Annotated in this window: 22 protein-coding genes; all 22 read right to left on the minus strand. The window is 55.6% G+C overall.

Going from position 1 to position 24,048, the window contains the following annotated elements:
* Positions 1-393: 393 nt before the first annotated feature.
* Positions 394-2,385 (minus strand): NAD-dependent DNA ligase LigA, encoded by a 1,992-nt coding sequence (gene ligA / locus WMO23_RS05105; protein ID WP_292106158.1) that lies wholly within the window; start codon positions 2,383-2,385, stop codon positions 394-396.
* Between the two features lie 282 nt (positions 2,386-2,667).
* On the minus strand, positions 2,668-4,872 hold the full coding sequence (gene pcrA / locus WMO23_RS05110) for a DNA helicase PcrA (protein ID WP_292106154.1): 2,205 nt from the start codon (positions 4,870-4,872) through the stop codon (positions 2,668-2,670).
* 65 nt (positions 4,873-4,937) lie between these two features.
* Complete coding sequence (locus tag WMO23_RS05115) at positions 4,938-6,209, minus strand: manganese-dependent inorganic pyrophosphatase (RefSeq protein ID WP_020724006.1); 1,272 nt, start codon at positions 6,207-6,209, stop codon at positions 4,938-4,940.
* 215 nt (positions 6,210-6,424) lie between these two features.
* Positions 6,425-7,387, minus strand: coding sequence for a biotin synthase BioB (gene bioB, locus WMO23_RS05120; RefSeq protein ID WP_020310714.1), 963 nt, complete (start codon positions 7,385-7,387; stop codon positions 6,425-6,427).
* A gap of 351 nt (positions 7,388-7,738) precedes the next feature.
* Complete coding sequence (rplS, locus tag WMO23_RS05125; protein ID WP_020310713.1) at positions 7,739-8,080, minus strand: 50S ribosomal protein L19; 342 nt, start codon at positions 8,078-8,080, stop codon at positions 7,739-7,741.
* Between the two features lie 483 nt (positions 8,081-8,563).
* On the minus strand, positions 8,564-9,124 hold the full coding sequence (locus WMO23_RS05130) for a hypothetical protein (protein ID WP_020310712.1): 561 nt from the start codon (positions 9,122-9,124) through the stop codon (positions 8,564-8,566).
* A gap of 474 nt (positions 9,125-9,598) precedes the next feature.
* Positions 9,599-11,647: a glycine--tRNA ligase subunit beta gene (glyS, locus tag WMO23_RS05135; RefSeq protein WP_020310711.1), complete on the minus strand. Its 2,049-nt coding sequence runs from the start codon at positions 11,645-11,647 to the stop codon at positions 9,599-9,601.
* A 1-nt stretch (position 11,648) separates the two neighbouring features.
* The gene (gene glyQ / locus WMO23_RS05140) at positions 11,649-12,527 is read right to left on the minus strand and encodes a glycine--tRNA ligase subunit alpha (protein ID WP_014016840.1); all 879 of its coding nucleotides are present in this window, start codon (positions 12,525-12,527) and stop codon (positions 11,649-11,651) included.
* A gap of 398 nt (positions 12,528-12,925) precedes the next feature.
* Positions 12,926-13,348: a F0F1 ATP synthase subunit epsilon gene (locus tag WMO23_RS05145; RefSeq protein WP_020310710.1), complete on the minus strand. Its 423-nt coding sequence runs from the start codon at positions 13,346-13,348 to the stop codon at positions 12,926-12,928.
* 3 nt (positions 13,349-13,351) lie between these two features.
* Positions 13,352-14,770: a F0F1 ATP synthase subunit beta gene (gene atpD / locus WMO23_RS05150; protein WP_020310709.1), complete on the minus strand. Its 1,419-nt coding sequence runs from the start codon at positions 14,768-14,770 to the stop codon at positions 13,352-13,354.
* Positions 14,771-14,810: 40 nt separating this feature from the next.
* The gene (gene atpG / locus WMO23_RS05155; protein ID WP_292281573.1) at positions 14,811-15,674 is read right to left on the minus strand and encodes an ATP synthase F1 subunit gamma; all 864 of its coding nucleotides are present in this window, start codon (positions 15,672-15,674) and stop codon (positions 14,811-14,813) included.
* 3 nt (positions 15,675-15,677) lie between these two features.
* Entirely contained in the window at positions 15,678-17,213 is a 1,536-nt protein-coding gene (gene atpA / locus WMO23_RS05160) for a F0F1 ATP synthase subunit alpha (protein WP_020310707.1), read from the minus strand.
* Positions 17,213-17,779 (minus strand): ATP synthase F1 subunit delta, encoded by a 567-nt coding sequence (atpH, locus tag WMO23_RS05165; protein WP_014016845.1) that lies wholly within the window; start codon positions 17,777-17,779, stop codon positions 17,213-17,215. The genes atpA and atpH overlap by 1 nt, the downstream gene beginning before the upstream one ends.
* A gap of 4 nt (positions 17,780-17,783) precedes the next feature.
* Complete coding sequence (atpF, locus tag WMO23_RS05170) at positions 17,784-18,281, minus strand: F0F1 ATP synthase subunit B (RefSeq protein ID WP_014016846.1); 498 nt, start codon at positions 18,279-18,281, stop codon at positions 17,784-17,786.
* Positions 18,282-18,319: 38 nt separating this feature from the next.
* Entirely contained in the window at positions 18,320-18,577 is a 258-nt protein-coding gene (gene atpE, locus WMO23_RS05175; protein WP_014016847.1) for a F0F1 ATP synthase subunit C, read from the minus strand.
* A 41-nt stretch (positions 18,578-18,618) separates the two neighbouring features.
* Positions 18,619-19,290, minus strand: a complete 672-nt coding sequence (atpB, locus tag WMO23_RS05180; RefSeq protein ID WP_020723725.1) for a F0F1 ATP synthase subunit A — start codon at positions 19,288-19,290, stop codon at positions 18,619-18,621.
* Between the two features lie 19 nt (positions 19,291-19,309).
* On the minus strand, positions 19,310-19,678 hold the full coding sequence (locus WMO23_RS05185) for an ATP synthase subunit I (RefSeq protein ID WP_020310706.1): 369 nt from the start codon (positions 19,676-19,678) through the stop codon (positions 19,310-19,312).
* A gap of 20 nt (positions 19,679-19,698) precedes the next feature.
* Positions 19,699-19,974: an AtpZ/AtpI family protein gene (locus tag WMO23_RS05190; protein WP_020310705.1), complete on the minus strand. Its 276-nt coding sequence runs from the start codon at positions 19,972-19,974 to the stop codon at positions 19,699-19,701.
* Positions 19,975-20,155: 181 nt separating this feature from the next.
* Complete coding sequence (gene wecB, locus WMO23_RS05195; RefSeq protein ID WP_292281571.1) at positions 20,156-21,301, minus strand: non-hydrolyzing UDP-N-acetylglucosamine 2-epimerase; 1,146 nt, start codon at positions 21,299-21,301, stop codon at positions 20,156-20,158.
* A gap of 39 nt (positions 21,302-21,340) precedes the next feature.
* Positions 21,341-22,378: a glycosyltransferase family 4 protein gene (locus WMO23_RS05200; RefSeq protein WP_020310703.1), complete on the minus strand. Its 1,038-nt coding sequence runs from the start codon at positions 22,376-22,378 to the stop codon at positions 21,341-21,343.
* A 27-nt stretch (positions 22,379-22,405) separates the two neighbouring features.
* The gene (locus WMO23_RS05205) at positions 22,406-23,764 is read right to left on the minus strand and encodes a PFL family protein (protein ID WP_020310702.1); all 1,359 of its coding nucleotides are present in this window, start codon (positions 23,762-23,764) and stop codon (positions 22,406-22,408) included.
* Positions 23,765-23,775: 11 nt separating this feature from the next.
* The gene (locus tag WMO23_RS05210) at positions 23,776-24,048 is read right to left on the minus strand and encodes an ACT domain-containing protein (RefSeq protein WP_014016854.1); all 273 of its coding nucleotides are present in this window, start codon (positions 24,046-24,048) and stop codon (positions 23,776-23,778) included.

A 24,048-nucleotide genomic window follows, 5' to 3' on the forward strand; every position in this document is an offset into this window, starting at 1 on the left:
CTGGGGCGGGGCGCCCACGCGGCGACCCCTACGCCCCAGCCGGGGGCATTTCTACTGTCGCCGCGCCGCGGCATCCGTAGGGGCCGTCCCAGAGGGCGGCCCGCTACGCGCGGAGGGTTTCCCGAAGCGTCGTTGTTAGTCTGAGTCTGTCGCCGCACAGCGGCATCTGAGTCCGAGGCGGCCTGCGAACTGCGAACTGCGACCGGCGGCCTGCGAAAGTACAAGCAACCTCTCCGGCCCGTTGGGCCACCTCCAGCTCGGCTCTCCGTTTTGGCAACCGCCCTGCGCTTCCCTACGGTCAGCACCTGACGGGCCAAAAAGGGCCTATGAGGGGAGGCTTAAGGCTCCCTTTGTAGGGGAGCTGGCAGCTCTGCTGACTGAGAGGTGGCTTATTTAGCGTTCGAGCCATTCTTTGAATTCGGCTTCGCTGATGATGGGGGTCCCCAGTTTCTTGGCTTTTTCGTATTTGCTGCCCGGGTCGGCTCCGACGACAACAAGGGTCGTCTTTTTGGTGACCGATGACGTGCATTTACCACCTCGTGCTTCGACGGCCTGTTCGGCTTCTTTGCGGCTGAACATCTGCAATTTGCCGGTGAGGACGACGATTTCGCCGTCAAAGGTCGTATTGATGAGTGTTTTCTTTTCTGCCGTCATATCGACGCCGTGAGCGCGCAGTTTTTCGATGAGGGCCTGGTTCTTGGCGTCGCTGAAGTAGGCTACGATGCTGTCGGCAATGCGCGGTCCGATGTCGTCGATAGCTGTCAGGTCATCGGCATTGGCTTTCATGAGGGCATCGACGGAGCCGAAGGATTCGGCCAGGACGCGGCCGGCTTTGGCGCCGACGAAGCGGATGCCCAGGGCAAAGAGGACCCGGGCCAGGCCGACGGATTTGCTCGTTTCGATGGCTTTGAGCAGGTTGTCTGCCGATTTGTCGCCAAAGCCTTCGAGGTCGACCAGTTCTTCTTTAGTCAGGCCGTAGATGTCGGCTACGTCGTGGATCAGATGCTGGGCCAGGAGCTGCTGGACGATGGCGTCGCCCAGGCCGTCGATGTTCATGGCATCGCGGGAGACGAAATGGGCGATTTTTTCACCGATGACAGCCGGGCAGTCCGGATTGGTACAGCGCCAGGCCGCTTCCCCATCGCGGCGGACGACAGGGCTGCCGCAGGCAGGACAAGTCGTCGGCATGGCGAAGACTTTTTCCGAGCCGTCGCGCAGTTCCGGCAGGGAGCGGACGACTTCGGGGATGATTTCGCCGGCCTTCTGGATGACGACGGTATCGCCTATGCGGATGTCTTTTTCTTTGATGTAATCCTCATTGTGCAGCGTCGCCCGTTTGACTGTCGTCCCGGCCAGGTGGACCGGTTCGAGGTCGGCTGCCGGCGTCAGGACGCCTGTCCGGCCGAGGCTGACGGAAATGTCCAGGACTTTCGTCCGCGCCTGTTCGGGCGGGAATTTATAGGCAATGGCCCAGCGGGGAATCTTGACGGTATTGCCCAAGCGGGCCTGCTGGGCAAAGGAGTTGACTTTGACGACCATGCCGTCCGTCGCATAAGGCAGGCTGTCGCGGCGGTCGTCCCAACTGTGGATGAAGGCGATGACGTCTTCGATATTCGTGAACTTGCGGTATTCCGGATTGACCTGGAAATGGAACTGGGCCAAGTCCTGGAGCAGTTCTTCCTGGCTCTCGATGGTGATGCCGCTGTTTCCGCCCAAGGCGTAGGCAAAGAAAGCCAGTTTGCGCTGGGCCGTAATACGCGGGTCGAGCTGGCGCAGTGAGCCGGCTGCGGCGTTACGGGGATTGGCAAAGGGTTCCAGTTCGTCATCGCGGCGCTGCTGGTTCAAGGCTTCAAACGACGTGATGGGCATGTAGACTTCGCCGCGGATCTCGATGTGCGGCGAATCACTGGCGATGTGCAGGGGAATGGTGCGGATGGTCCGGACGTTGTTGGTAATGTCTTCACCGACGACACCGTCGCCGCGGGTGACGCCGCGGATGAACTGACCCTGTTCATAAATGAGATTGACTGCCAGGCCGTCGATTTTCAGTTCGACGACGTATTCCAAATCTTCGCCGCCCAGGTCATCGCGGACGCGCTGGTCGAATTCCCGCAATTCATCGTCGCTGAAGACGTCGCCCAGGCTGAGCATGGGCCGGTCATGGGTATATTTTTCAAAGCCGCCGGAAATCTTGGAGCCTACGCGCTGCGTCGGCGAATCGGGCGTGACCCAGTCGGGGTGGGCTTTTTCGATGTTTTCCAGTTCCCGGTACATCATATCGTATTCATAATCAGTCACTGTCGGCTTGTCGAGGGTGTAATATTGATAACTCAATTCATCTATTTTTTTCCGCAGCTCCAAGAGCCGCGCTTTTTCAGTATCCATGGGTTTCTCCTTCATTCATGAAAATCGTTTCCATTCGTCCTGCAAAGAATCTCATCGCAAGTTCTGTGGCGGGTCGCCCACGTGGCGACCCCTACGAAAGCCCGGCCGGGGCATTTTTACGAGCCGAGAGCTCTCCGAAGCGGCCTGCAAAAGTGCAAGCAACCTCTCCGGCCCTTCGGGCCACCTCCAGCTCAGCTCTCCGTTTTGGCAACCGTCTTGTTCTTCCCTGCGGTCAGCACCTGACGGGCCAAAAAGGGCCTAATATGGGAGGCTTAGGCTCCCCTACTGTACTTTCTCTAAGGGGGCGTATTTCACGACGACTTGGCGGACGCCTTTGGTCGGGAATTGGATTTTCATCTGCATGTTCGGCCCTTCGCCGATGACGTCGAGGACGGTGCCGATGCCCCAGATTTTATGGCGGACTTTATCGCCTTTGGCAAAGGTATCGGTAACGGCATGTTTCTTGGGCAGGCTCGACGCGACGGGCTTGGTCAGGATGGAGACGCGCTGTTTCCCCGGGACCGCCGTCGTCCGGCTCTGGGGCATGGCGCTCTTGCGATGGTAGTCTTCCATGAACTGCGGCGGGATTTCGGCCAGGAAACGGCTGGGCATATAGGCCGAGATGCGGCCGTACATGGTCCGCGTGACGGCATTGGTCACGTAGAGCTGCCGTTCGGCCCGGGTAATGCCGACATAGGCCAGACGCCGTTCTTCTTCGACCTGCGCTGGGTCCATCAGGGTCCGGCTGTGCGGGAACAGGCCTTCGTCGAGGCCGGTCAGGAAGACGACCGGGAATTCCAGGCCCTTGGCGGCATGGAGGGTCATGAGGGTGACTTTCGAGTCGCTGCTTTCAAAATCATCGACATCGCTGACGAGGGCGACGTTTTCCAGGAAGTCCTGGAGGTTGCCTTCGGGATTGCTGTCCATGTAGTCTTTGGCGACGGACAGGAATTCGCCGACGTTTTCCTTGCGGCTTTCGCCCTGCGGGTCGTGTTCCGCTTCTTTATCGAGCATGTCGCCGTAGCCGGTCTGTTTGATGACCGTTTCGATGAGGCTCAGGACGTCTTTGCCCTCGATGTCGTTGAGGAGGTCGAAAATCATGGCAGCGAAGTTTTCCAGCGATGCCTTGGCCCGTTTGGTGACGGGGATCTCATCGGTCGACGACAGGGCTTCAAATAAGGAAATCCCCTGTGCTTCGGCATAGGCCGCGACGTGTTCCATCGTCGTCGCACCGATGTTGCGCTTGGGCACGTTGATGATGCGCGTCAGGCTCAGGCTGTCTTCCGGGTTATAGAGCAGGCGCAGGTAGGCCAGAACGTCTTTGATTTCCTTGCGGTCATAGAACTTGGTGCCGCCGACCATGGTATAGGGAATGGCATAGCGCATGAGCTTTTCTTCGAGGACACGGGACTGGGCGTTGGTCCGGAAGAGGATGGCCATGTCGCCATACGGTTCATGGCTGATTTCATGGCGATTGTAGATGACGCCGGCGATATAATCGGCTTCGTCGTGTTCCGTCTGGGCCTGGTAATGGATGATCTTGTTCCCCGTCGGGTTCTCTGTCCACAGGGTCTTCTTGGGCCGGCTTTCGTTATTGTCGATGACGGCATTGGCCGCATGGAGGATAGTCTTCGTCGAGCGGTAGTTCTGTTCCAGTTTGATCGACGCCGCATCGGGATAGTCCCGCGTGAAGTCGATGATGTTGCGGATATCGGCACCGCGCCAGGCGTAAATACTCTGGTCGGCATCGCCGACGACGCAGATATTGCGCCAGCGGGCGGCCAGTATCTTGGTCAGGGCATACTGGGCATGGTTCGTATCCTGATATTCGTCGACCAGGATATATTGGAACCGGGACTGGTATTTTTCCCGGACTTCCTCGTTTTCCTGCAAGAGGCGCACGGCCAGGAACAAAAGGTCGTCGAAATCGACGGCATTGTTTTCCCGCAATTTTTCCTGATACAGAGCGTAGACGTCGGCGACTTTCTGTTCGTAGAAATCGGAGGCTTTCGCCGCAAAGGCCTTGGCATCCATGAGGACGTTCTTAGCCGATGAAATGGTCCCCAACACGGAGCGCGGCGTGAACTGCTTGTCGTCGAGGTTGAGTTTTTTCAGGCAGTCCTTGACCAGGACCAACTGGTCCGACGAATCGTAGATGGTGAAATTGCGCGTATAGCCATGGAAGCCGTCGATTTCAAAGCGCAGCAGCTTGGCGCAGAACGAGTGAAACGTACTCAGCCAGATGCTGTCGGCCTGGGCACCGACGAGGTTGGTCACACGTTCCTTCATTTCCTTGGCGGCCTTGTTGGTAAAGGTAATGGCCAGGATGCGGTACGGCGCGACGCCTAATTCCAGGAGATGGGCAATGCGGCAGGTCAGGACTTTGGTCTTGCCCGATCCGGCACCGGCCGTGATCAGCAGCGGCCCTTCAGTATGCTTGACGGCCTCGCACTGGCGGTCGTTGAGGGTATCAAAAATAGGATTCATGCATTCTTCCCCTTTATAGATAAAAAGGCCCACACCGTGTCGATGGGGCCTCTGAAAATCATCACTTATTTCATTGCCGAAAGGATAGGCGGAATGACCTGTTTCTTACGGCTCATGACCTTGGGCAGGTAGACTTCCTTATCGAGGACGTCCTTGCCGAAGGCACTGCTGACGACGTCGTCCATATTACCGGCGAAGATGAGGTTCGTCGATTCGTCGATGATGCTGGTGATCATCAGGAAGGAAGCGGCGTAATCGTGTTCAGCGCGCAATTTTTCCAAGGCGTTGAGCAGGACCTGTTTCTGGTCGAGGAGGTCCGTCGTATCCATGACCTGGACCTGGGCAACGGTGAAGGTCGTATTGCCGCTGGAGAATTCTTTCATGTCGTTGTGGACGATCTGGTCCGGCGTCAAATCGGAGACGTTGGCACCGGCTTTGAGCATTTCCATGCCGTATTTTTCGACGTCTACGCCAGCGATGTTGGCCAATTTTTCGGCAGCTTCGCGGTCAGCCGGCGTGCAGGTCGGCGAACGGAAGAGGACCGTATCGGAAATGACGGCCGACAAGAGCAGGCCGGCAATGTCTTTGGGGATGTCGACCTTAGCCTGTTCATACAAGCCCGTTACGATGGTTGCCGTGCAGCCGACGGGTTTGAAGAGGATGGAAATAGGGCCGGCTGTTTCCAAAGTGCCGCCGATGCGGTGATGGTCGATGACGCCGACGATAGATGCTTCGTCGATGCCGTCGATGATCTGTTTCTTTTCGTTGTGGTCGACGAGGATGACCTGCTGTTTTTCGACAGCAGCGACACAGTCTGCACAGATCATGCCGACGTATTTGCCGTTTTCGACGACAGCGTATTTGCCATCAGCCGGGATATCATGGCCGTTATCGGTCGGCTTGAAGAACAATTCCGGATCGTGAGCCAAGGCTTTGACCGTGCTCAATTCTTCACCCATGACGGTCTTGACGAATTCATCGGCGAGCTGGCCTTTTTCGATGACGCCGACGAACTGGCCGTTATCGGCAACGGGAGCGACATCGCTTTCGTGGGATGCGAACCATTTGGCAGCATCTTTCAGGCTGGCACTGACCGGAAGGGCTTCGACTTCCGTGTGGACAGCTTCGCTGACTTTGACGTAGAAGTCCTTGACCAGTGGCTGCGGAGCAACGTGGAAATAATTCAGGGCAAAGGCCGTTTCCTTATTCGGTTCGCCAGCGCGGATCGGCGTAGCGTCGATACCCTGTAACTGTTTTAATTTTGCATAGGCAATGGAAGAACAAATGGAGTCCGTGTCCGGGCTCTTATGACCGGTAACAAAAATCTGTTTTGCCACGATAATCACCTCATTGAAAAGTATATGTATGTTTCTATATCCCTAACATTATATCATAGACAAAGGATGAAGGCTAGTGCAGGGCTTGTCATACACCAGTATAGACTATCATGCACATAGCCCTCGCAGATTCAAACGTTTTTCGTTCATCGTTCGTCGTATTAGTTATGATTTTTAATCGTACCATCAACGACGAACGATCTACGGCCTACGACCTACGAATTAGTCAAGCCCAGGCGCTGGAGCATGACCATGTCTTCGGCGATGGTCGAGCCCGACGTGGTCAGCATGTTACCCGTAATCGAGGCCGACGCGCCGTGGAGCAGGGCCGTGGCGCCGTTTTCCGGCAGGAGTTTGCGGCCGGCAGCCAGGCGGATGTTAGCTTCAGGATTGATGAAGCGGAAGAAGGCGATGGTCCGCAGGACATCGCGGCCGTCGAGCTGGGGCCGATGTTCCAGGGGCGTGCCGGGAATGGGCATGAGGGCGTTGACGGGAATGGACTGAATGCCCAGTTCGGCCAAGCTGATGGCCATGTCCAGGCGGTCTTCCCAGGTTTCCCCCATGCCGATGATGCCGCCGGAACAGACGCAGAGCCCTTCTTTCTGAGCGGCCTTGATGGTGCGGATGCGGTCGTCATAGGTGTGGGTCGTGCAGATGTATGGGAAGAAACGCCGCGACGTCTCGATATTATGGTGATAACTGGTCACGCCCGTTTCGTGGAGGCGGTGCAGCTGTTCCGGCGTCAGCAGGCCGTGCGATGCACAGAGGTCGATGTGCATCGTCTGCTTCATCGTGCGGTACGTATCCAGGGCTTTTTCAAAATCCGCCCCTGTCAGAGCCCGGCCCGACGTGACGATGGCAAAGCGGTTGGCGCCGGCATCCTGATTGGCCTTGGCGTTGGCCAGGATTTCTTCTTTCGCCAGGAAACCGTATTCTTCGCAGCCCGTATGGTGGCAGGCCGACTGGGCACAGTATTTGCAGTCTTCCCCACAGCGGCCGCTGCGGCCGTTGATGATGGTGCAGAAATCAATATGATTGCCACAAAAATGGCGCTGTAAAACGCCGGCTCCCTGCTGCAATTCTTCCAAAGGTGCTTCCAGGAAAATCGATAAATCATCGCCGCGTTGGATGCGGTACCCCTGTATAATGCTATCGGTCAGTGCTGCTATCGTATTCATTGTCAACCCACTCCCTATTTTTATTGTGAACTATGGGATTATTATACTCGCTGCGGCGATTGCAGTCAACTTTATTTCGTTTGTATCAAGGTTAACAATATGAGTACACGATATCCTGAATCGCAGGACGGCCCATTTGTTTAAGACCAACCTCTCCGGCCCTTCGGGCCACCTCTCCTATGAGGAGAGGCTTTGGCTCCCTTTATAGGGGAGCTGTCAGCGCAGCTGACTGAGAGGTTGCCTTTGGCCACCCTTGGGGACGACCCCTACGATGGAGTCATGAAAAAAGAGGCTGCCCGCGAAGCCATGCTTCGTGGGACAACCTCTTTTTCAAGTGTTCTTGCCAATGAATTACCGACGTTCGCGGATACGGGCAGCTTTGCCTGTAAGACCACGGAGGTAGTGCAGTTTTGCACGACGGACGACACCGTGGCGAACGACTTCGATTTTAGCGAGACGCGGGGAATGTACCAAGAAAGTACGTTCAACACCAATACCGTAGGAAACGCGGCGGACAGTGAAAGTTTCGCGGACACCGCCGTTCTGACGGCCAATAACGACACCTTCAAAAATCTGTACACGTTCGCGATTGCCTTCGACAACCTTTACGTGAACTTTGACTGTATCACCAGGGCGGAATGCCGGGATATCGTCACGAAGCTGTTCCTGTTCAAGTACGCTGATAATGTTCATTTCTTTTTTCCTCCTATAAGACATTCGTGCCCCCGTTGCCGCCACCTTTCACGACAATCGTGTATCGAGCAGAGGACTGCCTAAATTAACAAGGGAATTATACCATAAAGCCGCGGTCCTGTAAAGGGGGATTTTTCCATTTTATAGGCATCTTCCGTAAAGGGCTGCTTGAAAGCGCAGCAACCTCTCCGGCCTTTCGGGCCACCTCCCCTGCATTCACAGGATTCACGGCGGGCCGCCTAGCCACAGCTGTCCGTTTTGGCAACCGTCTTGCGCCTCTCGTTGGTCGGCACCTGACGGGCCAAAAAGGCTTAGGACGGCCCCTACGAAGGCCCCAGCCGGGGCATTTTTTACGAGCCGAGGGTTACTCGAGGCGATGTTGTCCACCTGAGTCTGTCGCGGCGGGACGCCGCATCTGATTCCGAGGCGGCCTGCGGCCTGCGAACTGCGACCGGCGGGATGCCCATTGGGCATCCCCTATCATTACATTTGTACGTTGGGCATGAAGCTGCGGGACATGTGGGCGATGATGGCCTGGTACTTATCTTTTTTGCTGGTCGGATAGGTGACGGTGAAGGCCGTGTAGGTCTTGTTCTTGTCGTTGATGTAGAGTTCGTGGTAGTAAGACTTCTTGCCGTCCGTCCAGCCGATGGCATAGCTGTTCTTGGTCTTGATGTTGGTCGTCAGTGTCGGCGATCCGTTCATGCCCAAAGCCATGTTGTAGAGTTCGTCGATAGTGAAGCCCATGGTGTTCTTGGCGGCATAGGTCATGTAGACGGCATCGTCTTTGGGATCCTGGAAATAGCAGCCATCGCCGTCGGCATTCATGTCGGCTGTCGTCGCAGCCCGGGGGATATCGACGGCATACTGATAGGCGCTGTTATAGTACTGATAGTAATTCTTGTCTTTAGTCGTCATGACCTGGACGACTTCATAGCTGTCGGCACTGGCGCTCTTGAGGCCCACCTTTTCTTCAGCCATGACGGTCGAACCGGCAATACAGGTAAGGGCTGCTGCCAACATGACGAGATTCTTCAATTTCATAAATGATCACTCCTTTATGGTAGATGCGGAAAAGAGGCTGTCACACGAAGGCAGCCTCTTTTCGAGTTTGAAGTTTGTAGTTTTTAGTTTACAGTAAATAACTCAAATTCAATCCTGTCATCTACAAACTACAAACTCTACACTACAAACTTGGACACTATTCATTATATCATATTTTTCATTTTTGGCCATTGAATTTCCGCTTTATCCACGGGATTCGCGGCGAGCCGCGAAAGTACAATCAACCTCTCCGGCCCGTTGGGCCAGCTCTGCTGACTGAGGGGTTCTTTCTCTACAATACGCTAAGGGTATGTCGTAAAGAACCCCTCCACCGCAAGCGGTCCCCCTCCCCTTCTCAGGGGAGGCTTTTTACGCGCCGAGGGTGTCCCGAAGCGTCGTTGTCCACCTGAGTCTGTCGCCGCGCAGCGGCATCTGATTCCAAAGCGGCCTGCGGACCGTCCGTCGGGACGGCCCCTACGCCAATTTCTTGATGTCGCCCAAGGGCTGGATGAGGCTGTAGGTCAGGGCCAAGAGGTGGAGACGGTTTTCTTTGACCGCTTCGTCTTTGTGCATGACCAGGACGTTGTCCAGGAAGTCATTGATGGCGGCAATGCCTTCGGAGAGGACTTCGGCTACGCCTTCGTAGTCATAGACGGCGTATTTCTGCGGCAAGTTGACCTGCATGGCCTGGCAGGCGCTGTAAAGGGCCTTTTCTTCTTCCGTTTCAAAGAGGTCCGGATTGACGTCGGTATCGTCGGCGCCTTTGATCATGTTGCTGACGCGGGTGAAGGCCTGCAAGAGGTCGGTCTTGCCCATGATGTCGGCATCGATGAGGGCCTGGGCACGGCGGGCTTCTTCATAAGCGTTGAGCGTATCCGAAGCCAGGACGCAGTCGATGATGTGGTAATCCATGCCTTTATCCTGGAAGATGTTCTTCAGGCGCAGCGTGAAGTAGTCGTCGAGCTGACCCATGACTTTGGCTGCGTCTTCCCCTTCTACGCCGAGGAGATTGAGGACGAAGGCAAAGACTTCATGGCAGTTGAGGTTCCAGCCGGCATCCATGAGGATGTTGAGGGTACCGATGGTCTGGCGGCGCAGGGCAAAGGGGTCCTGCGAGCCCGTCGGGATGAAGCCGCGGCTGAACATGCCCGTAATGGTATCGAACTTGTCGGCAATGCCCAGGACTTTACCCATGTCGGTCTGCGGCAGGACGTCGCCGGCAAAGCGCGGCTGGTACTGTTCGTTGATGGCTTCGGCCACGCCAGCATCTTCGCCGTCGATGAGGGCATATTCCTTGCCCATGACGCCCTGGAGTTCCGTGAATTCCATGACCATCTGCGTAGCCAGGTCGGCTTTAGCCAGGAGCGATGCGCGCTGCAGCTTGGCGTCATCCAGGCCGAGGTCGAGTTTATGATTGAGGAAGACCGTAATCTTTTCCAGGCGCTGGGCTTTGTCATAGAGCGTGCCCAAGCCGTCCTGGAAGACGATTTTCTTCAATTTTTCCGTGTAATCGGCGAGCTTATGTTTCTTGTCTTCTTCAAAGAAGAACTTGGCATCGTCCAGGCGGGCGCGGAGGACGCGTTCGTTGCCGTGCTGGACCGTTTCCAGATGGTAGTCGTTGCCGTTGCGGACAGTCAGGAAGAGGTTCATGAGCTTGCCGTCTTTATCGCGCATAGGGAAATAGCGCTGGTGGTCCTTCATCGGCGTGATGATGGCCGCTTCCGGCAGTTTCAGGTAGTCTTCATCGAATTCGCCGCAAAGGGCCGTCGGGTATTCGACGAGGTAGACGACTTCTTCCAGGAGGTCGTCGTCCATGATGATGGTGCCGCCCTTTTCGTCAGCCAGTTTCTGCAGACCTTCGAGGATCATCTGCTTGCGGACTTCCGGGTCAACGATGAGGAAATGTTCCTTGCACGTTTCTTCATAGGCTGCCGGGCTTTCGATGGTGAAATCGCCGGTACCCAGGAAGCGGTGGCCGCGGCTGACGTTGCCCGATTTGACGTTAGCCAGTTCAAAGGGGATGACATCTTTATCGAAGAGGGCGACGAACCAGCGGATAGGACGGACGAAGTGGAAGTCCAGGCTGCCCCAGTGCATGCTCTTGGGGAAATTAAGACCCGTGACGATGCCCTTCATGAGGTCCGGCAAGAGGCCGGCTGTGTCAGCGCCGACGCTGGTGACGTTGGCATAGACGTAGCCGTCTTCAACGACGAGGTCCTTGACGTCGATTTTCTGACCCCGGGCAAAGCCCATGGCAGCTTTCGTCGGGTTACCGTCGGCATCGTAAGCGATCTTGACCGACGGGCCTTTATGTTTGGCCGATACGTCGGCCTGTTTTTCAGCGACGCCCTTCATGATGAGGGCGATGCGGCGCGGCGTACCGAGGGTGCGGATCGATTCATAGGCGATATGGGATTCGCCAAAGGATTTCCCGGCCAGGTCCCGGACCTGGGAAAGGATACTCGGCATATAATGAGCCGGGATTTCTTCAGTACCGATTTCAAGTAACAAATCTTTGCTCATCTTATTTTTCCTCCTTATTCAGCATCGGGAAACCTAATTTTTCACGCTGTTCCAAGTACGCTTTGGCGCAGGCCCGTGCCATGTTGCGGACGCGGCCGATGAAGGCAGCCCGTTCGCTGACGCTGATGGCGCCGCGGGCGTCGAGGAGGTTGAACGTGTGCGAGCATTTCAATACGTAGTCATAGGCCGGAAGGACGAAGCCGGCTTTGATGACCCGCATGGCTTCTTTTTCGTATTCATCGAAGAGGTGGAACAAGAGGTCGGCGTTGCTCAATTCAAAGGCATACGTCGACTGTTCGACTTCGTTCTGATGGAAGATGTCGCCATAAGTGACGTCTTCATTCCATTTGAGGTCATAGACGTTTTCGACGCCCTGGATATACATGGCCAGGCGTTCCATACCGTATGTGATTTCCGACGAAACAGGAGCGACGTCGATGCCGCCGACCTGCTGGAAGTAGGTGAACTGCGTGACTTCCATGCCGTCGAGCCAGACTTCCCAGCCCAGGCCCCAGGCGCCGAGGGTCGGCGATTCCCAGTTGTCTTCGACGAAACGGATATCGTGTTCTGCCGGGTTGATGCCCAACGTTTCCAGACTCTTCAGATAGAGTTCCTGGATGTTGTCCGGCGACGGTTTGCAAATGACCTGGAACTGATGATGCTGGTACAGGCGGTTCGGGTTGTCGCCATAGCGGCCGTCAGCCGGGCGGCGAGACGGTTCGACATAGGCAACGTGCCACGGTTCCGGCCCGAGCGTGCGCAGGAAGGTAGCCGGGTTCATGGTCCCTGCCCCTTTTTCTACATCATACGGTTCGTAGATGATACAGCCCTGAGAAGACCAAAAGCTCTTCAATGCAAATATCATGTCTTGAAAATTCATCGTATTCCCTCCTAAATACAAAAAAGTCCCTGTAACACATGACATGTTACAGGGACGAGTATACGTACCCGCGGTTCCACCCTGATTGGTCCAAAGACCCGCTTGATTCATCGGCCATACACATCGAAAAGACTTCCGGCCGCGGCCTTCAGAGCGCCTTCCGCATCGGCAGCAGGCTCACACTGTCCCTGCTTCGCTGAGGATGATACGTACTTACTCTCCTGCATCGCCTATTGATTTGTACAAACCTTATCATAGCAGAGATGGGGGGAAAAGTCAATAAAAAGGAGCCGTCTCGTAGAGACAGCTCCTTTTGAGTTTGCAGTTTGTAGTTTGCAGTAATCAATACTTTGAATGGATTCACTACAAACTCTATACTAAAAACTTTAAACTCACTATCATTGCTTGCCGTATTTTTCGGCGACGTCCAGGCGGCGCAGGGCTCGTTGCAGGGCCGCTTCGGCGCGGGTCACGTCGAGGTCGGCAGCGTGTGCAACCAAGCGGTCTTCGGCACGTTTTTCCGCCGATTGGGCGCGGGCTACGTCGATGTCTTCCGGTTTTTCTGAAGCTGGCGTGATGACTGTGACCGTATTGTCATGGACTTCCAGGAAGCCCGACGCTACGGTGACGCACTGGCGCTTTCCGCCTTTATCATAGCACAGGGGCCAAATCGACAGGGACGCGATGAGCGGCGCATGATTGGGCATGATGCCCAAGTCGCCGTCCAATGCGCGGACGAGGACGAAATCCACATCTTCATGGAGTACGGCAGCATCGGGTGTAATGACTTCCAGATGGAGGGTCTTTCCTGCTTCTGCCATAGACTATTCCCCTTTCAGTGTCTTAGCCTTTTCGTATGCTTCTTCGATATTGCCTACCATGTAGAAGGCCTGTTCCGGCATGTCGTCGCATTTACCGGACAAGATTTCCTTGAAGCCTTCGATGGTTTCTTTCAACGGCACATAGCGGCCCTTCTGACCGGTGAACTGTTCAGCGACGGCGAAAGGCTGGCTGAGGAAACGCTGTACCTTACGGGCACGGGCAACGGTCAGCTTATCTTCTTCGGACAGTTCGTCGATGCCCAGGATGGCGATGATATCCTGCAGGTCTTTGTACTTCTGGAGAATTTCCTGGACGGCACGGGCCATGTTGTAATGGTCATCGCCGATGACGTGGGGATCGAGGATACGCGACGTCGAATCGAGGGGATCGACGGCCGGGTAAATGCCCAGTTCGGCGATTTCACGGGCCAGGACGGTCGTCGCATCCAAGTGGGCGAAGGTAGCTGCCGGAGCCGGGTCAGTCAAGTCATCGGCCGGGACATAGACAGCCTGGACCGACGTGATGGACCCGTCTTTAGTCGACGTAATGCGTTCCTGCAGGGCGCCGACGTCGGTACCCAGTGTCGGCTGGTAGCCAACGGCCGACGGGATACGGCCGAGCAGAGCCGAAACTTCGGAGCCGGCCTGGATGAAACGGAAGATGTTGTCGATGAACAGCAATACGTCTTTGTGTTCTTTATCGCGGAAGTATTCTGCCATGGTCAGACCGGTCAGGCCGACGCGCATACGGGCTCCAGGCGGTTCGTTCATCTGGCCGTAGACGAGGGCCGTCTTGTCGATGACGCCGGATTCCTTCATTTCGTTCCAAAGGTCATTGCCTTCACGCGTACGTTCGCCGACGCCGGTGAAGACGGAATAGCCGCCGTGGCCGGTAGCGACGTTGTGGATGAGTTCCATGATGAGGACGGTCTTGCCGACACCAGCGCCGCCGAAGAGGCCGATCTTGCCGCCTTTGGCATAAGGGCAGATGAGGTCGACGACTTTGATCCCCGTTTCAAAGATTTCCGTTTCCGTCGCCTGGTCCTGGAATTTCGGGACCGGACGATGGATAGGCCAGTAATCATCGGCTTCGACTTTAGCGTCGACTTTATCGACAGTCTGGCCGAGGACGTTGAAGATACGGCCCAGGACACCTTTGCCGACGGGGACCTTGATGGGACCGCCCGTATTTTCAGCTGCCATGCCGCGGACGAGGCCGTCCGTCGAGTCCATGGCAACGCAGCGGACGACGTCGTCGCCCAAGTGCTGCATGACTTCTACAACCAGGTCGATCTTCTGGTCGCCTTCGCCACCGGTGATATGGATGGCGTTGTAAATGGCGGGCAAATCTGCTTCCGAGGCAAACCGCACGTCGACGACCGGGCCGATGACCTGGACTACTTTCCCAATATTATTACTCATGAAGAGGTACTCCTCTCTTTCAGAATGATCGCCAGGCGGCTTACTGCAAAGCGTTGGCGCCGCTGACAATTTCCGTCAATTCGTTGGTGATACCAGCCTGACGGACTTTATTGTAGGTAACAGTCAATTTGTCGATCAGTTCGCCTGCGTTGTCCGTAGCCGACGTCATGGCCGTCATACGGGCACCGAGTTCGCTGGCAGCGGACTGAAGGAGGCTGTTGTAAATGAACAGATCCAGATACTGCGGCAGCAAGGCGTCGAGGACGAGCTTCGGATCCGGCGCGAAGAGGTATTCTTCCCGCGGCCCCCCTTCCTGCTGGCCTTCCTTCTGGGTAATGGGCAGCATCTTGACGATGCGCGTATCCTGGGACAGGGCCGACTTGAAGTGCGTGTAAATGACATAGACTTCGTCGACTTCGCCATCGAGGAACTTCTGCGTCGCCAAGTGGGCTATCTGCTGGGCGTGGCTGAACTGGGGCTTGTCGGAAAAACCGGACCACTTCTTTTCCGGTACCAGGTGGAGGTGCTTGAGGTACTCCAGGGGCTTGCGGCCTGCGACCAGGAGCATCGATGCATCGCGGGGCTTGTCCTTGAGGACCGACACGATGGCCTTGTTGACATTGGAATTGAAAGCACCGGCCAGCCCTTTGTCCGAACCGATGATGATGTAGCACGTCTTCTTGACCGTATCATGAGGCGTGAACAAGGCGTTGCCCGCATCGGGCGAAGCCGCAGACAGACGCTGCAGCATGCCTTCCATCTTTTCGGTATACGGGGCGGTAGCCACGGCCCGATCCTGTGCACGGCGCAGTCGTACGGAGGAAACCATCTTCATGGCCTTAGTGATCTGCTGGGTATTGGTGACGGATTTAATACGTCTGTTTATTTCGCGTGCACTCGGCATAGCTTATTCCTCCTCTTTGATCAGTTCGTGAGAAGCGCCGTACTGCTTGGTGTATTCAGCGATAGCCTTCTGCAGCGTAGCTTCTGCGTCTTTGCCGAGTTCCTTCGTCGATTTGATGCTTTCGCCGACTTCCGGATAGTTACTGTGCATGAACTTGATGAAGCCGTCAGCAAACTGAGAAACTTCTTCAACCTGTACAGGCATGAGGTAGTTCTTGACGGCCAGGTAAATCTGCATGACCTGGTCTTCGACGGGCATCGGCTGATACTGCGGCTGGATGAGGAGCTGCATCGTCCGTTCGCCGGCGTCGATCTGGGCTTTCGTGCTCTTATCGAGGTCGGAGCCGAACTGGGCGAAAGCGGCCAATTCGCGGTACTGGGCCAGGCTCAGGCGGAGGGTACCGGCGATTTTCTTCATGGCCTTGATCTGGGCGGAGCCGCCGACACGGGAAACGGAGAGGCCGACGTTGATAGCCGGGCGGATCCCGGAGTTGAAGGCTTCTGTTTCCAGGAAGATCTGGCCGTCTGTGATGGAAATGACGTTAGTCGGGATATAGGCCGACAAGTCACCGGCCAGGGTTTCGATGATCGGCAGGGCCGTAATCGAGCCGCCGCCGAGTTCATCGGACAGCTTGGCAGCGCGTTCGAGGAGACGGGAATGTAAGTAGAATACGTCGCCCGGGTATGCTTCACGTCCTGGCGGACGACGGAGGAGCAGACTCATGGCGCGGTAAGCCTGAGCGTGTTTGGACAAGTCATCGTAGACGCAGAGGCAGTCCTTGCCCTGGAGCATGAAGTATTCGGCCATGGAAACGCCGGAATACGGGGCCAGGTACTGGAGCGGTGCGCCGTCGGAAGCCGTAGCGGCGACGACGATGGTATAGGCCATAGCGCCGTGTTCTTCCAGGGTCCGGACAACGCGGGCAACGGTCGATGCCTTCTGGCCGATAGCGACGTAGACGCAGATGACGCCTGTGTCCTTCTGATTCAGGATGGTATCGATGGCGATGGCCGTCTTGCCGGTGCCACGGTCACCGATGATGAGTTCACGCTGGCCACGGCCGATAGGAACCATGGAGTCGATAGCCTTGAGGCCTGTCTGGAGCGGTACCTTGACCGGCTGGCGGTCGGCGATGCCGAAAGCCTTGACTTCGATGAGGCGTGAATCTTTGGTCTTGATTTCCCCTTTGCCATCAATAGGTATCCCCAAGGGGTTGACAACGCGGCCGACCATGGCTTCGCCTACAGGGACACGCATGACGCGGCCTGTACGGCGGACGGTGTCGCCTTCCTTGATGAGGGCGTCATCGCCGAGCAGTACGGCGCCGACGTTGTCTTCTTCCAGGTTCAGGGCCATGCCGTAAACGCCGTGAGGCAGTTCCAGCAATTCCCCGGACATGGCTTTGTCCAAACCGTAAATGTGTGCAATGCCGTCCCCGACTTCCAGAACGGTGCCGACGTCGTCGACATTCATTTCCACATTATAATCTTCGATTTGTTTCTTGATTATAGCCGTTATTTCTTCTGGCTTCATTTTCATTATTCGTCCGTCACCCCATTCGTCACGTCAGCCTGGAGCAGTTTATGCTGCATATCGCGCAGCTGCCGCCGGAGGCTGCCGTCTATTAGTTTGTCGCCGATCTGGATGACCATGCCGCCGATGAGCGACGGGTCGACGTAGTACAGCGGTTCGATGTGCTGACCCGTCATGGCTTCCAGGCTGGCAACCAGTTTCGTTTCTTCTTTCTTGGACAGTGGTTTGACGACGCGGATCTTGGCCACTTCGATGTGCTGGGCCTTGCGGGCCAAATCGATGAACCCGTCAATGGCAAGCAAGAGGGCCGCTTCCCGGCGCCGGTCGATCATGACGTACATGAACTGCAGGACGATCGGCGATAGGCTGTCCTTGAAAATCTTTGCAAGTGTGTCTTTTTTAGACTGCGGCGGTACGAGGGGATGATTCAGGAATTTCCACAAATCGGGATTTTCCTGGAACGTGTCCCGTACGCCTTTCAGTTCTGTTCCGAACTCGGTAAGCTTCTTCTGTTCGCTGGCGATGTCGAACATCGCCTGGCTGTATTTGCTATAGATCGTTTCGGGTATCATAAGATCAGTTCCCCTTTACGCGGTGCGTCTGGAGCTGGTCGATGCAATCGGCTACCAGTTTGGCGTTCATGTCAGGATCCATGTTTTTCTGGAGCAGTTTTTCTGCCACAGCCATGGACAGTGTGACTACTTCATTACGCATTTCCCGGATAGCCGCTTCCCGTTCGTTGGCGATTTCCGTCTGGGCGATCTGTTTTTCCCGGGCGATCTGGGCGCGGATGGCTTCCAGCTGGGCCTGGGCTTCTTTGTCGGCCTGCTTGACAGCTTTGTCGACAATGGCCTGGGCTTCAGCACGGGCATCGCGGATCTGGGCTTCATAGTCGGCTTTCATCTTTTCAGCCGTTTCCCGGGCTTTGGCTGCGTTGTCGAGGTCCGACGCAATCTTGTTGCGGCGGTCTTCCAGGACTTTGAGCAGCGGTTTATAAGCGAACTTTGCCAGAATGGCAACTAACACGAAGAAGTTGATGAACTGGAACAGCAAGGTACCATTAATACTAACCAATGTACTTCCCTCCCCGGCTGTATATTAGAATCTTCGGATTAGAGCAGGCTGACGAACGGATTGGCGAAGACCAATACGATAGCGATGACAGCTGCGATAATCGGCATGGATTCGATCAGGCCGATGGAGATAAGCATGTTGACCAGGAGTTTGCCGCCCATTTCCGGCTGGCGGGCCGTACCTTCAAGCATCTTCGATGCGGCATGGCCGTCACCGATAGCAGCGCCGAGAGCTGCCAAACCAATACCTAAGCATGCACCAAATGCAGATAATGCCAATACGAGAGCTTTTTCCATAATAAATAACCTCCTAAGTTGTAACGGTATCTGAGCTTTTCTTAGTCTTCCGTAAAGGACGGTGCCAGATACGATGTAGTCAGAATGGTGAAGATGAATGCCTGGATGAGGCCGATGACGAAGCTAAAGAGGATCCAAATCATCGGGATGGCGACAGGCACGAGGAAGTACAGGACTTCCAACAGGATTTCACCGGCCAGGATGTTGCCAAAGAGACGGAAGGCCAGTGTCAACGGTTTGGTGATTTCTTCCATCAGATTGATGACGACAAACGGCGCAAAGGGTTCGAAGAAATGCTTGAAATGCTTTTTGAACCCCTGGTTCTTCAAGGCCATGAAGTGGACCATAAAGGAAGAAACCAGTGCCAGGGCGACAGTCGTATTCAAATCATTCGTCGGCGAAGCCAGGACATGCGGATTCGGCAGCATGCCCAATTCGTTGGCGAAGAGGATGAACAGGAACATCGTCAGCAAGACCGAAACGACCTGGCCGTATTTCGGCCCCAACGTTTCCTTGAACTGATCGAGCAATGCTTCGATGACGATTTCCATGGCGTTCTGAAGTCCTGACGGGACGAGGGACCGGCCCCTTGTCGCAGCGACAGTGACGATAATGACCAAAGCCGCAACCAGCCAGGTCATCATGAGCGTATCCAAGTTGACATTCAGACCCAGGAGCTGGACGACCATATGATGCCCTGCATGTAATTCCATACGCAATACCTCCTTTCCTTTACCGTCTGAGACGCGCAGTCAGTACATCTGCGAAGACGAGGACGCGGTACGAAAAGATACCGGCCACGGCAGCCCCCAGGGAAATGGACGGGAACTGCAGGATGACGATGACGGCCAGGCAGATGAAGACCAGCCGGAACACGGCACCGCCGCGGATGAATGACGCCGCCTGCCCAGGCGGCAATTTTAAGGCCCGTACCGAACGGCTGCTGAGCATGAAGAAATAAACGATGTTCAAGCCGCTGCCGATACACCAGCCACTTATGTACTGCCACCAGCCTCCTAGAAAAAGGACGGCCGTGACGATACACGTAAAACCAACGAGCTTGTATATTGTTGCCTTTACATAAGCATAAAACGCTTCCATAGGCTATCCTCCGTGACATTTCACTTGCGCAGATGCCGGCCATGGCGCGCCTCGTCCTGCTGATAGGACAAGGCTTTTTTATATAAGGTCCAGAATCCGGAGATGGCACCGATGAAGGAAAAAAGAATCAATCCCCACGGCGACGTCCCGGCATGGACATCGATGAAGTGCCCTATGGCGACGCCGACACAGATGCAGACGAAGAGAGACAAACCTAAGGAACCGGCAATGACAACAATATCCCAAAGCCTCATGTGATTTAATTTGTCATCGTGAGGATCATCATGATGTCTCATACTACATACACTCCTGCTCGGGCGATGGCAGTTTTCCATAATCGTTTGGTATAGCAGTTATATACTGCCAGCAACGATTATTGGCTTATTTTAGCACGGAAAATCTGGAAAATCAATACAAAATGAAAGAAATTTAAACGTTATAGCTAAAAACGATTCTCAGTATAGCCTAAGACAATACTTAGCGGCTAAAATCATCCGGAACGGCTTCTTCCCCGGCAAAAACGTGGAGAATAGCCTGGACGATGCGCTGCGAAGCCTTGCCGTCGCCATAGGGATTGACAGCGTTGCTCATGGCATCGTAAGCGGCCTGGTCGGTCAGGAGCCGCTTCGTTTCGGCATAGACGACATCCTTGTCCGTGCCGATGAGGCGTACCGTGCCGGCTTCGACGGCTTCAGGCCGTTCGGTCGTATTGCGCAGGACCAGGACAGGCTTGCCGAGAGACGGCGCTTCTTCCTGGATGCCGCCAGAGTCGGTGAGGACCAGGCTGCTCAGGCTCATGAGATTGGCAAAGGGTTCATATTCCATGGGGTCGATGAGGTGGATGCGGTCGACACCGGCCAGTTCCTCTTCGACGACTTTGCGCACCAGCGGATTACGGTGGACAGGAAAGACGATTTCCGTATCGGGAATCTCTTCGATAATGCGGCGCAGGGCCTTATAGATATGGCGCATCGGTTCACCCAGGTTTTCCCGGCGGTGCGTCGTCAGGAGGATGACCCGGTGGTTATGGAAATCGACGTCCTTCAGGTCGTCGCCGAAGTCATAGTCGCCGGCAACGGTCATCATCAAGGCGTCGATGACCGTATTCCCCGTCACATAAATATGAGAAGGATTTACATTTTCCTTGAGCAGATTGGCCTTGGCCGTCGCCGTCGGTGCGAAGTGGATGGCTGCGATGGCACCGGTCAGCTTGCGGTTCATTTCTTCCGGGAAGGGCGAATAGATGTCCCCTGTCCGCAGACCGGCTTCGACGTGGCCTACCGGGACCTGCTGGTAGTACGAGGCCAGGGCGCCGGCAAAGGTCGTCGTCGTGTCGCCATGGACCAGGACCAGGTCGGGCTTTTCCTTGGCCAGGACATCTTTTAGGCCCATGAGGGACTTGGTCGTAATGTCGTACAGCGTCTGCCCCTGGGACATGATATCCAGGTCATAGTCCGGTGTAATCTGGAAGAGATCCAGTACCTGGTCGAGCATCTGACGGTGCTGGGCCGTAACGGCGACGATGGTCTGGATCCGGTCGGCATGTTTCTGCAATTCCAGTACGACAGGGGCCATCTTGATGGCTTCCGGCCGCGTACCGAATACAGTCATTACCTTGATCATAATAAAAAAACCTCCTTATAAGACAACCGATTCCACCCACTACTGTTTGTGGGTAGAATCGGTCGTTGATTTGCGCAATATGCCAATGCGTTTTGCCGAATAAATGATGACGGCAAGAACGACCAGGACAGTCACGATACCCGTCTTATAGCTCACGTTGGCTACAAAGAGGGCTACGATGCCGAGAATCATGCTGACAAAATACATTATTAATACGGCTTGCTTCTGTGTCATGCCCAGAGCCAGCAGGCGATGATGCAGGTGCCCCTTATCAGGCTGGAAAATCGGAACGCCGCTCATCTTGCGGCGGATGATAGCAAACGTCGTATCGAGGATCGGCAGACCCAGGGCGATGATGGGTACGACGAGAGCCACGGTGGCTGCCGTCTTGACCAGGCCTAAGACGGCGGCGACGGACAGGGTATAGCCCAGGAGCATACTGCCCGTATCACCCATGAAAATCTTGGCCGGGTTGAAATTGTACTGCAAGAAGCCCAAAGCCGCCCCGGCCATGGACACGATGACCAGAGCCGGCAGGAACTGGTTCAGGTTATAAGCCAGGAGGAACATCGAAATCGATGCGATGAAGGCGACGCCGGCTGCCAGGCCGTCAAGACCATCGATGAGGTTCACCGTATTGGTAAAGCCGATGATCCAGAAAATCGTCACGGGAATGGCAATGATTTCTGGCAGGACGATGATATCACCAAAAGGATTGGTCAGCCATTCGATCTGGATGCCAAAGGCGATGGGGATGCAGGCGGCCAGGATCTGGCCGACGAGCTTGACCTTGGCCGGGATATTGCAGATGTCGTCCCAGATGCCGACGGCGACGATAGCCGTGCAGCCCAGGAGCATCCCGACCAGTTCATGCTGCAAAGGCACGCAGAACAAGACGGCTGCCATGAAGCCGATATAGATTGCCAGCCCGCCGAGCCGCGGGATGACATGAGTATGTACCTTTCTTGCATTGGGCCGGTCCACGGCGCCGATCTTGATAGCGAGTTTCTTGACGCTCGGCGTCAGGAGATAAGAAACGACTAATGCAATTACAAAGGGTACAACATATTGGAGCACAACACACGCCTACTTTCCATTAATCTATCAGTTCGTCAGACTGCGCATGGGCGCCGGGATGCGGCCGCCGCGGGCAATGAATTCATCTGACTTGTATTTATTGACATTGATGATCGGGCAATGGCCGAGGAGGCCGCCGAATTCAACATTGTCGCCGACGTCCTTGCCCGGTACGGGGATGACGCGGACGGCCGTCGTCTTGTTGTTGATCATGCCGATAGCCGCTTCGTCGGCGATGATGGCCGAAATGGTCGAGGCCGGCGTATTGCCGGGGATGGCGATCATGTCGAGGCCGACCGAGCAGACACAGGTCATGGCTTCCAGTTTTTCCAGGCTCAGGCTGCCGCGGCCGACGGCTTCGAGCATGCCCTTGTCTTCACTGACAGGGATAAAGGCGCCAGACAGGCCGCCGACGCGGGACGAAGCCATGAGGCCGCCCTTCTTGACGGCGTCGTTGAGGAGCGCCAGGGCTGCCGTCGTGCCGCAGGCACCACAGCTTTCCAGGCCCATTTCTTCCAAAATCGATGCGACGCTGTCGCCGACTGCCGGTGTCGGAGCCAAGGACAGGTCGATGATGCCAAAGGGCATGTTGAGGCGCTTCGACGCTTCCATGGCGACGAGCTGGCCGACGCGGGTAATCTTGAAGGCCGTCTTCTTGATGGTTTCGGCGACGACGTCAAAGGGCTGGCCTTTGACCTGTTCCAGGGCGACTTTGACGACGCCCGGGCCGCTGACACCGACGCTGATGCACGAATCCCCATTGGTGACGCCGTGGAAGGCGCCGGCCATGAAGGGGTTGTCTTCGACGGCATTGGAGAAGACGACGAGTTTGGCGCAGCCTAAGGCATCCTGGTCCTTCGTCCGTTCGGCCAGGTCCTTGAAGACGCGGCCCATTTCGGCGACGGCATCCATGTTGATGCCGGCCTTCGTCGAGCCGACGGCGACGGAACTGCAGACGAGGTCGGTCACAGCCAGGCTTTCGGCGATGGAGTCGATGAGGATGCGGTCGCCTTTGCTCATGCCCCGTTCGACCAGGGCCGAGAAGCCGCCGATGAAGTTGATGCCGATTTCTTTAGCTGCCTTGTCGAGGGTCCGGGCGATGTCGACGTAACTCGTCAGGTCGCTGGCCCCGGCGACGAGGCTGATGGGCGTCACGGAGACGCGCTTATTGATGATGGGCACGCCGTATTCGCGGGAGATGGCTTCTCCCGTTTCGACTAAGTGTTCACCGTATTTCGTGATTTTATCGTAAATATTGTTGCACAAGGTCTTGCCGTCGCTGGCGCAGCAGTCGAGGAGGCTGATGCCCATGGTAATGGTGCGGACGTCAAGGTTGTTCTTTTGAATCATCTGATTCGTTTCAAGTACGTCTTGGATTGTCAGCATATCATTTCTCCTTAGCCTACACGATGCATTGCGTCAAAAATAGCCTGGTTCTGCGCCCGGATTTCAACGCCGAGGGCATCGCCCTTCTGTTTGAGCAAATCCTGTAAGGTATCTAAGGTAATATCGGAATTATCCATGTCCACGATCATGGCCATGTTGAAAATGCCATCTAAGATGACCTGGTTGATCGTCAAGATATTGACTTTATTTTCTGCCATGATCTGGCTGACGGCGGCGATGATACCAGTGCGGTCCACGCCAACTACGGTGATTACAACTTTCAC

The organism is Megasphaera intestinihominis, assembly GCF_040096415.1.
GTDB classification, from domain to species: Bacteria; Bacillota; Negativicutes; order Veillonellales; family Megasphaeraceae; genus Megasphaera; species Megasphaera intestinihominis.

Bases quoted from the DNA above. Each gene is read 5' to 3' on its own strand.
- rplS (WP_020310713.1), bottom strand. From the start codon at position 8,080: ATGAACATTATCAGCGTACTTGAACAGGAACAGCTTCGTGACGATATC.
- atpE (WP_014016847.1), bottom strand. From the start codon at position 18,577: ATGGAAAAAGCTCTCGTATTGGCATTATCTGCATTTGGTGCATGCTTA.
- WMO23_RS05185 (WP_020310706.1), bottom strand. From the start codon at position 19,678: ATGGAAGCGTTTTATGCTTATGTAAAGGCAACAATATACAAGCTCGTT.
- glyQ (WP_014016840.1), bottom strand. From the start codon at position 12,527: ATGAATTTTCAAGACATGATATTTGCATTGAAGAGCTTTTGGTCTTCT.
- atpG (WP_292281573.1), bottom strand. From the start codon at position 15,674: ATGCCGAGTGCACGCGAAATAAACAGACGTATTAAATCCGTCACCAAT.
- bioB (WP_020310714.1), bottom strand. From the start codon at position 7,387: ATGAATACGATAGCAGCACTGACCGATAGCATTATACAGGGGTACCGC.
- WMO23_RS05190 (WP_020310705.1), bottom strand. From the start codon at position 19,974: ATGAGACATCATGATGATCCTCACGATGACAAATTAAATCACATGAGG.
- atpH (WP_014016845.1), bottom strand. From the start codon at position 17,779: ATGATACCCGAAACGATCTATAGCAAATACAGCCAGGCGATGTTCGAC.
- WMO23_RS05145 (WP_020310710.1), bottom strand. From the start codon at position 13,348: ATGGCAGAAGCAGGAAAGACCCTCCATCTGGAAGTCATTACACCCGAT.
- atpB (WP_020723725.1), bottom strand. From the start codon at position 19,290: ATGGAATTACATGCAGGGCATCATATGGTCGTCCAGCTCCTGGGTCTG.
- glyS (WP_020310711.1), bottom strand. From the start codon at position 11,647: ATGAGCAAAGATTTGTTACTTGAAATCGGTACTGAAGAAATCCCGGCT.
- ligA (WP_292106158.1), bottom strand. From the start codon at position 2,385: ATGGATACTGAAAAAGCGCGGCTCTTGGAGCTGCGGAAAAAAATAGAT.
- atpA (WP_020310707.1), bottom strand. From the start codon at position 17,213: ATGAAAATGAAGCCAGAAGAAATAACGGCTATAATCAAGAAACAAATC.
- atpD (WP_020310709.1), bottom strand. From the start codon at position 14,770: ATGAGTAATAATATTGGGAAAGTAGTCCAGGTCATCGGCCCGGTCGTC.
- pcrA (WP_292106154.1), bottom strand. From the start codon at position 4,872: ATGAATCCTATTTTTGATACCCTCAACGACCGCCAGTGCGAGGCCGTC.
- WMO23_RS05205 (WP_020310702.1), bottom strand. From the start codon at position 23,764: ATGCTGACAATCCAAGACGTACTTGAAACGAATCAGATGATTCAAAAG.
- WMO23_RS05130 (WP_020310712.1), bottom strand. From the start codon at position 9,124: ATGAAATTGAAGAATCTCGTCATGTTGGCAGCAGCCCTTACCTGTATT.
- wecB (WP_292281571.1), bottom strand. From the start codon at position 21,301: ATGATCAAGGTAATGACTGTATTCGGTACGCGGCCGGAAGCCATCAAG.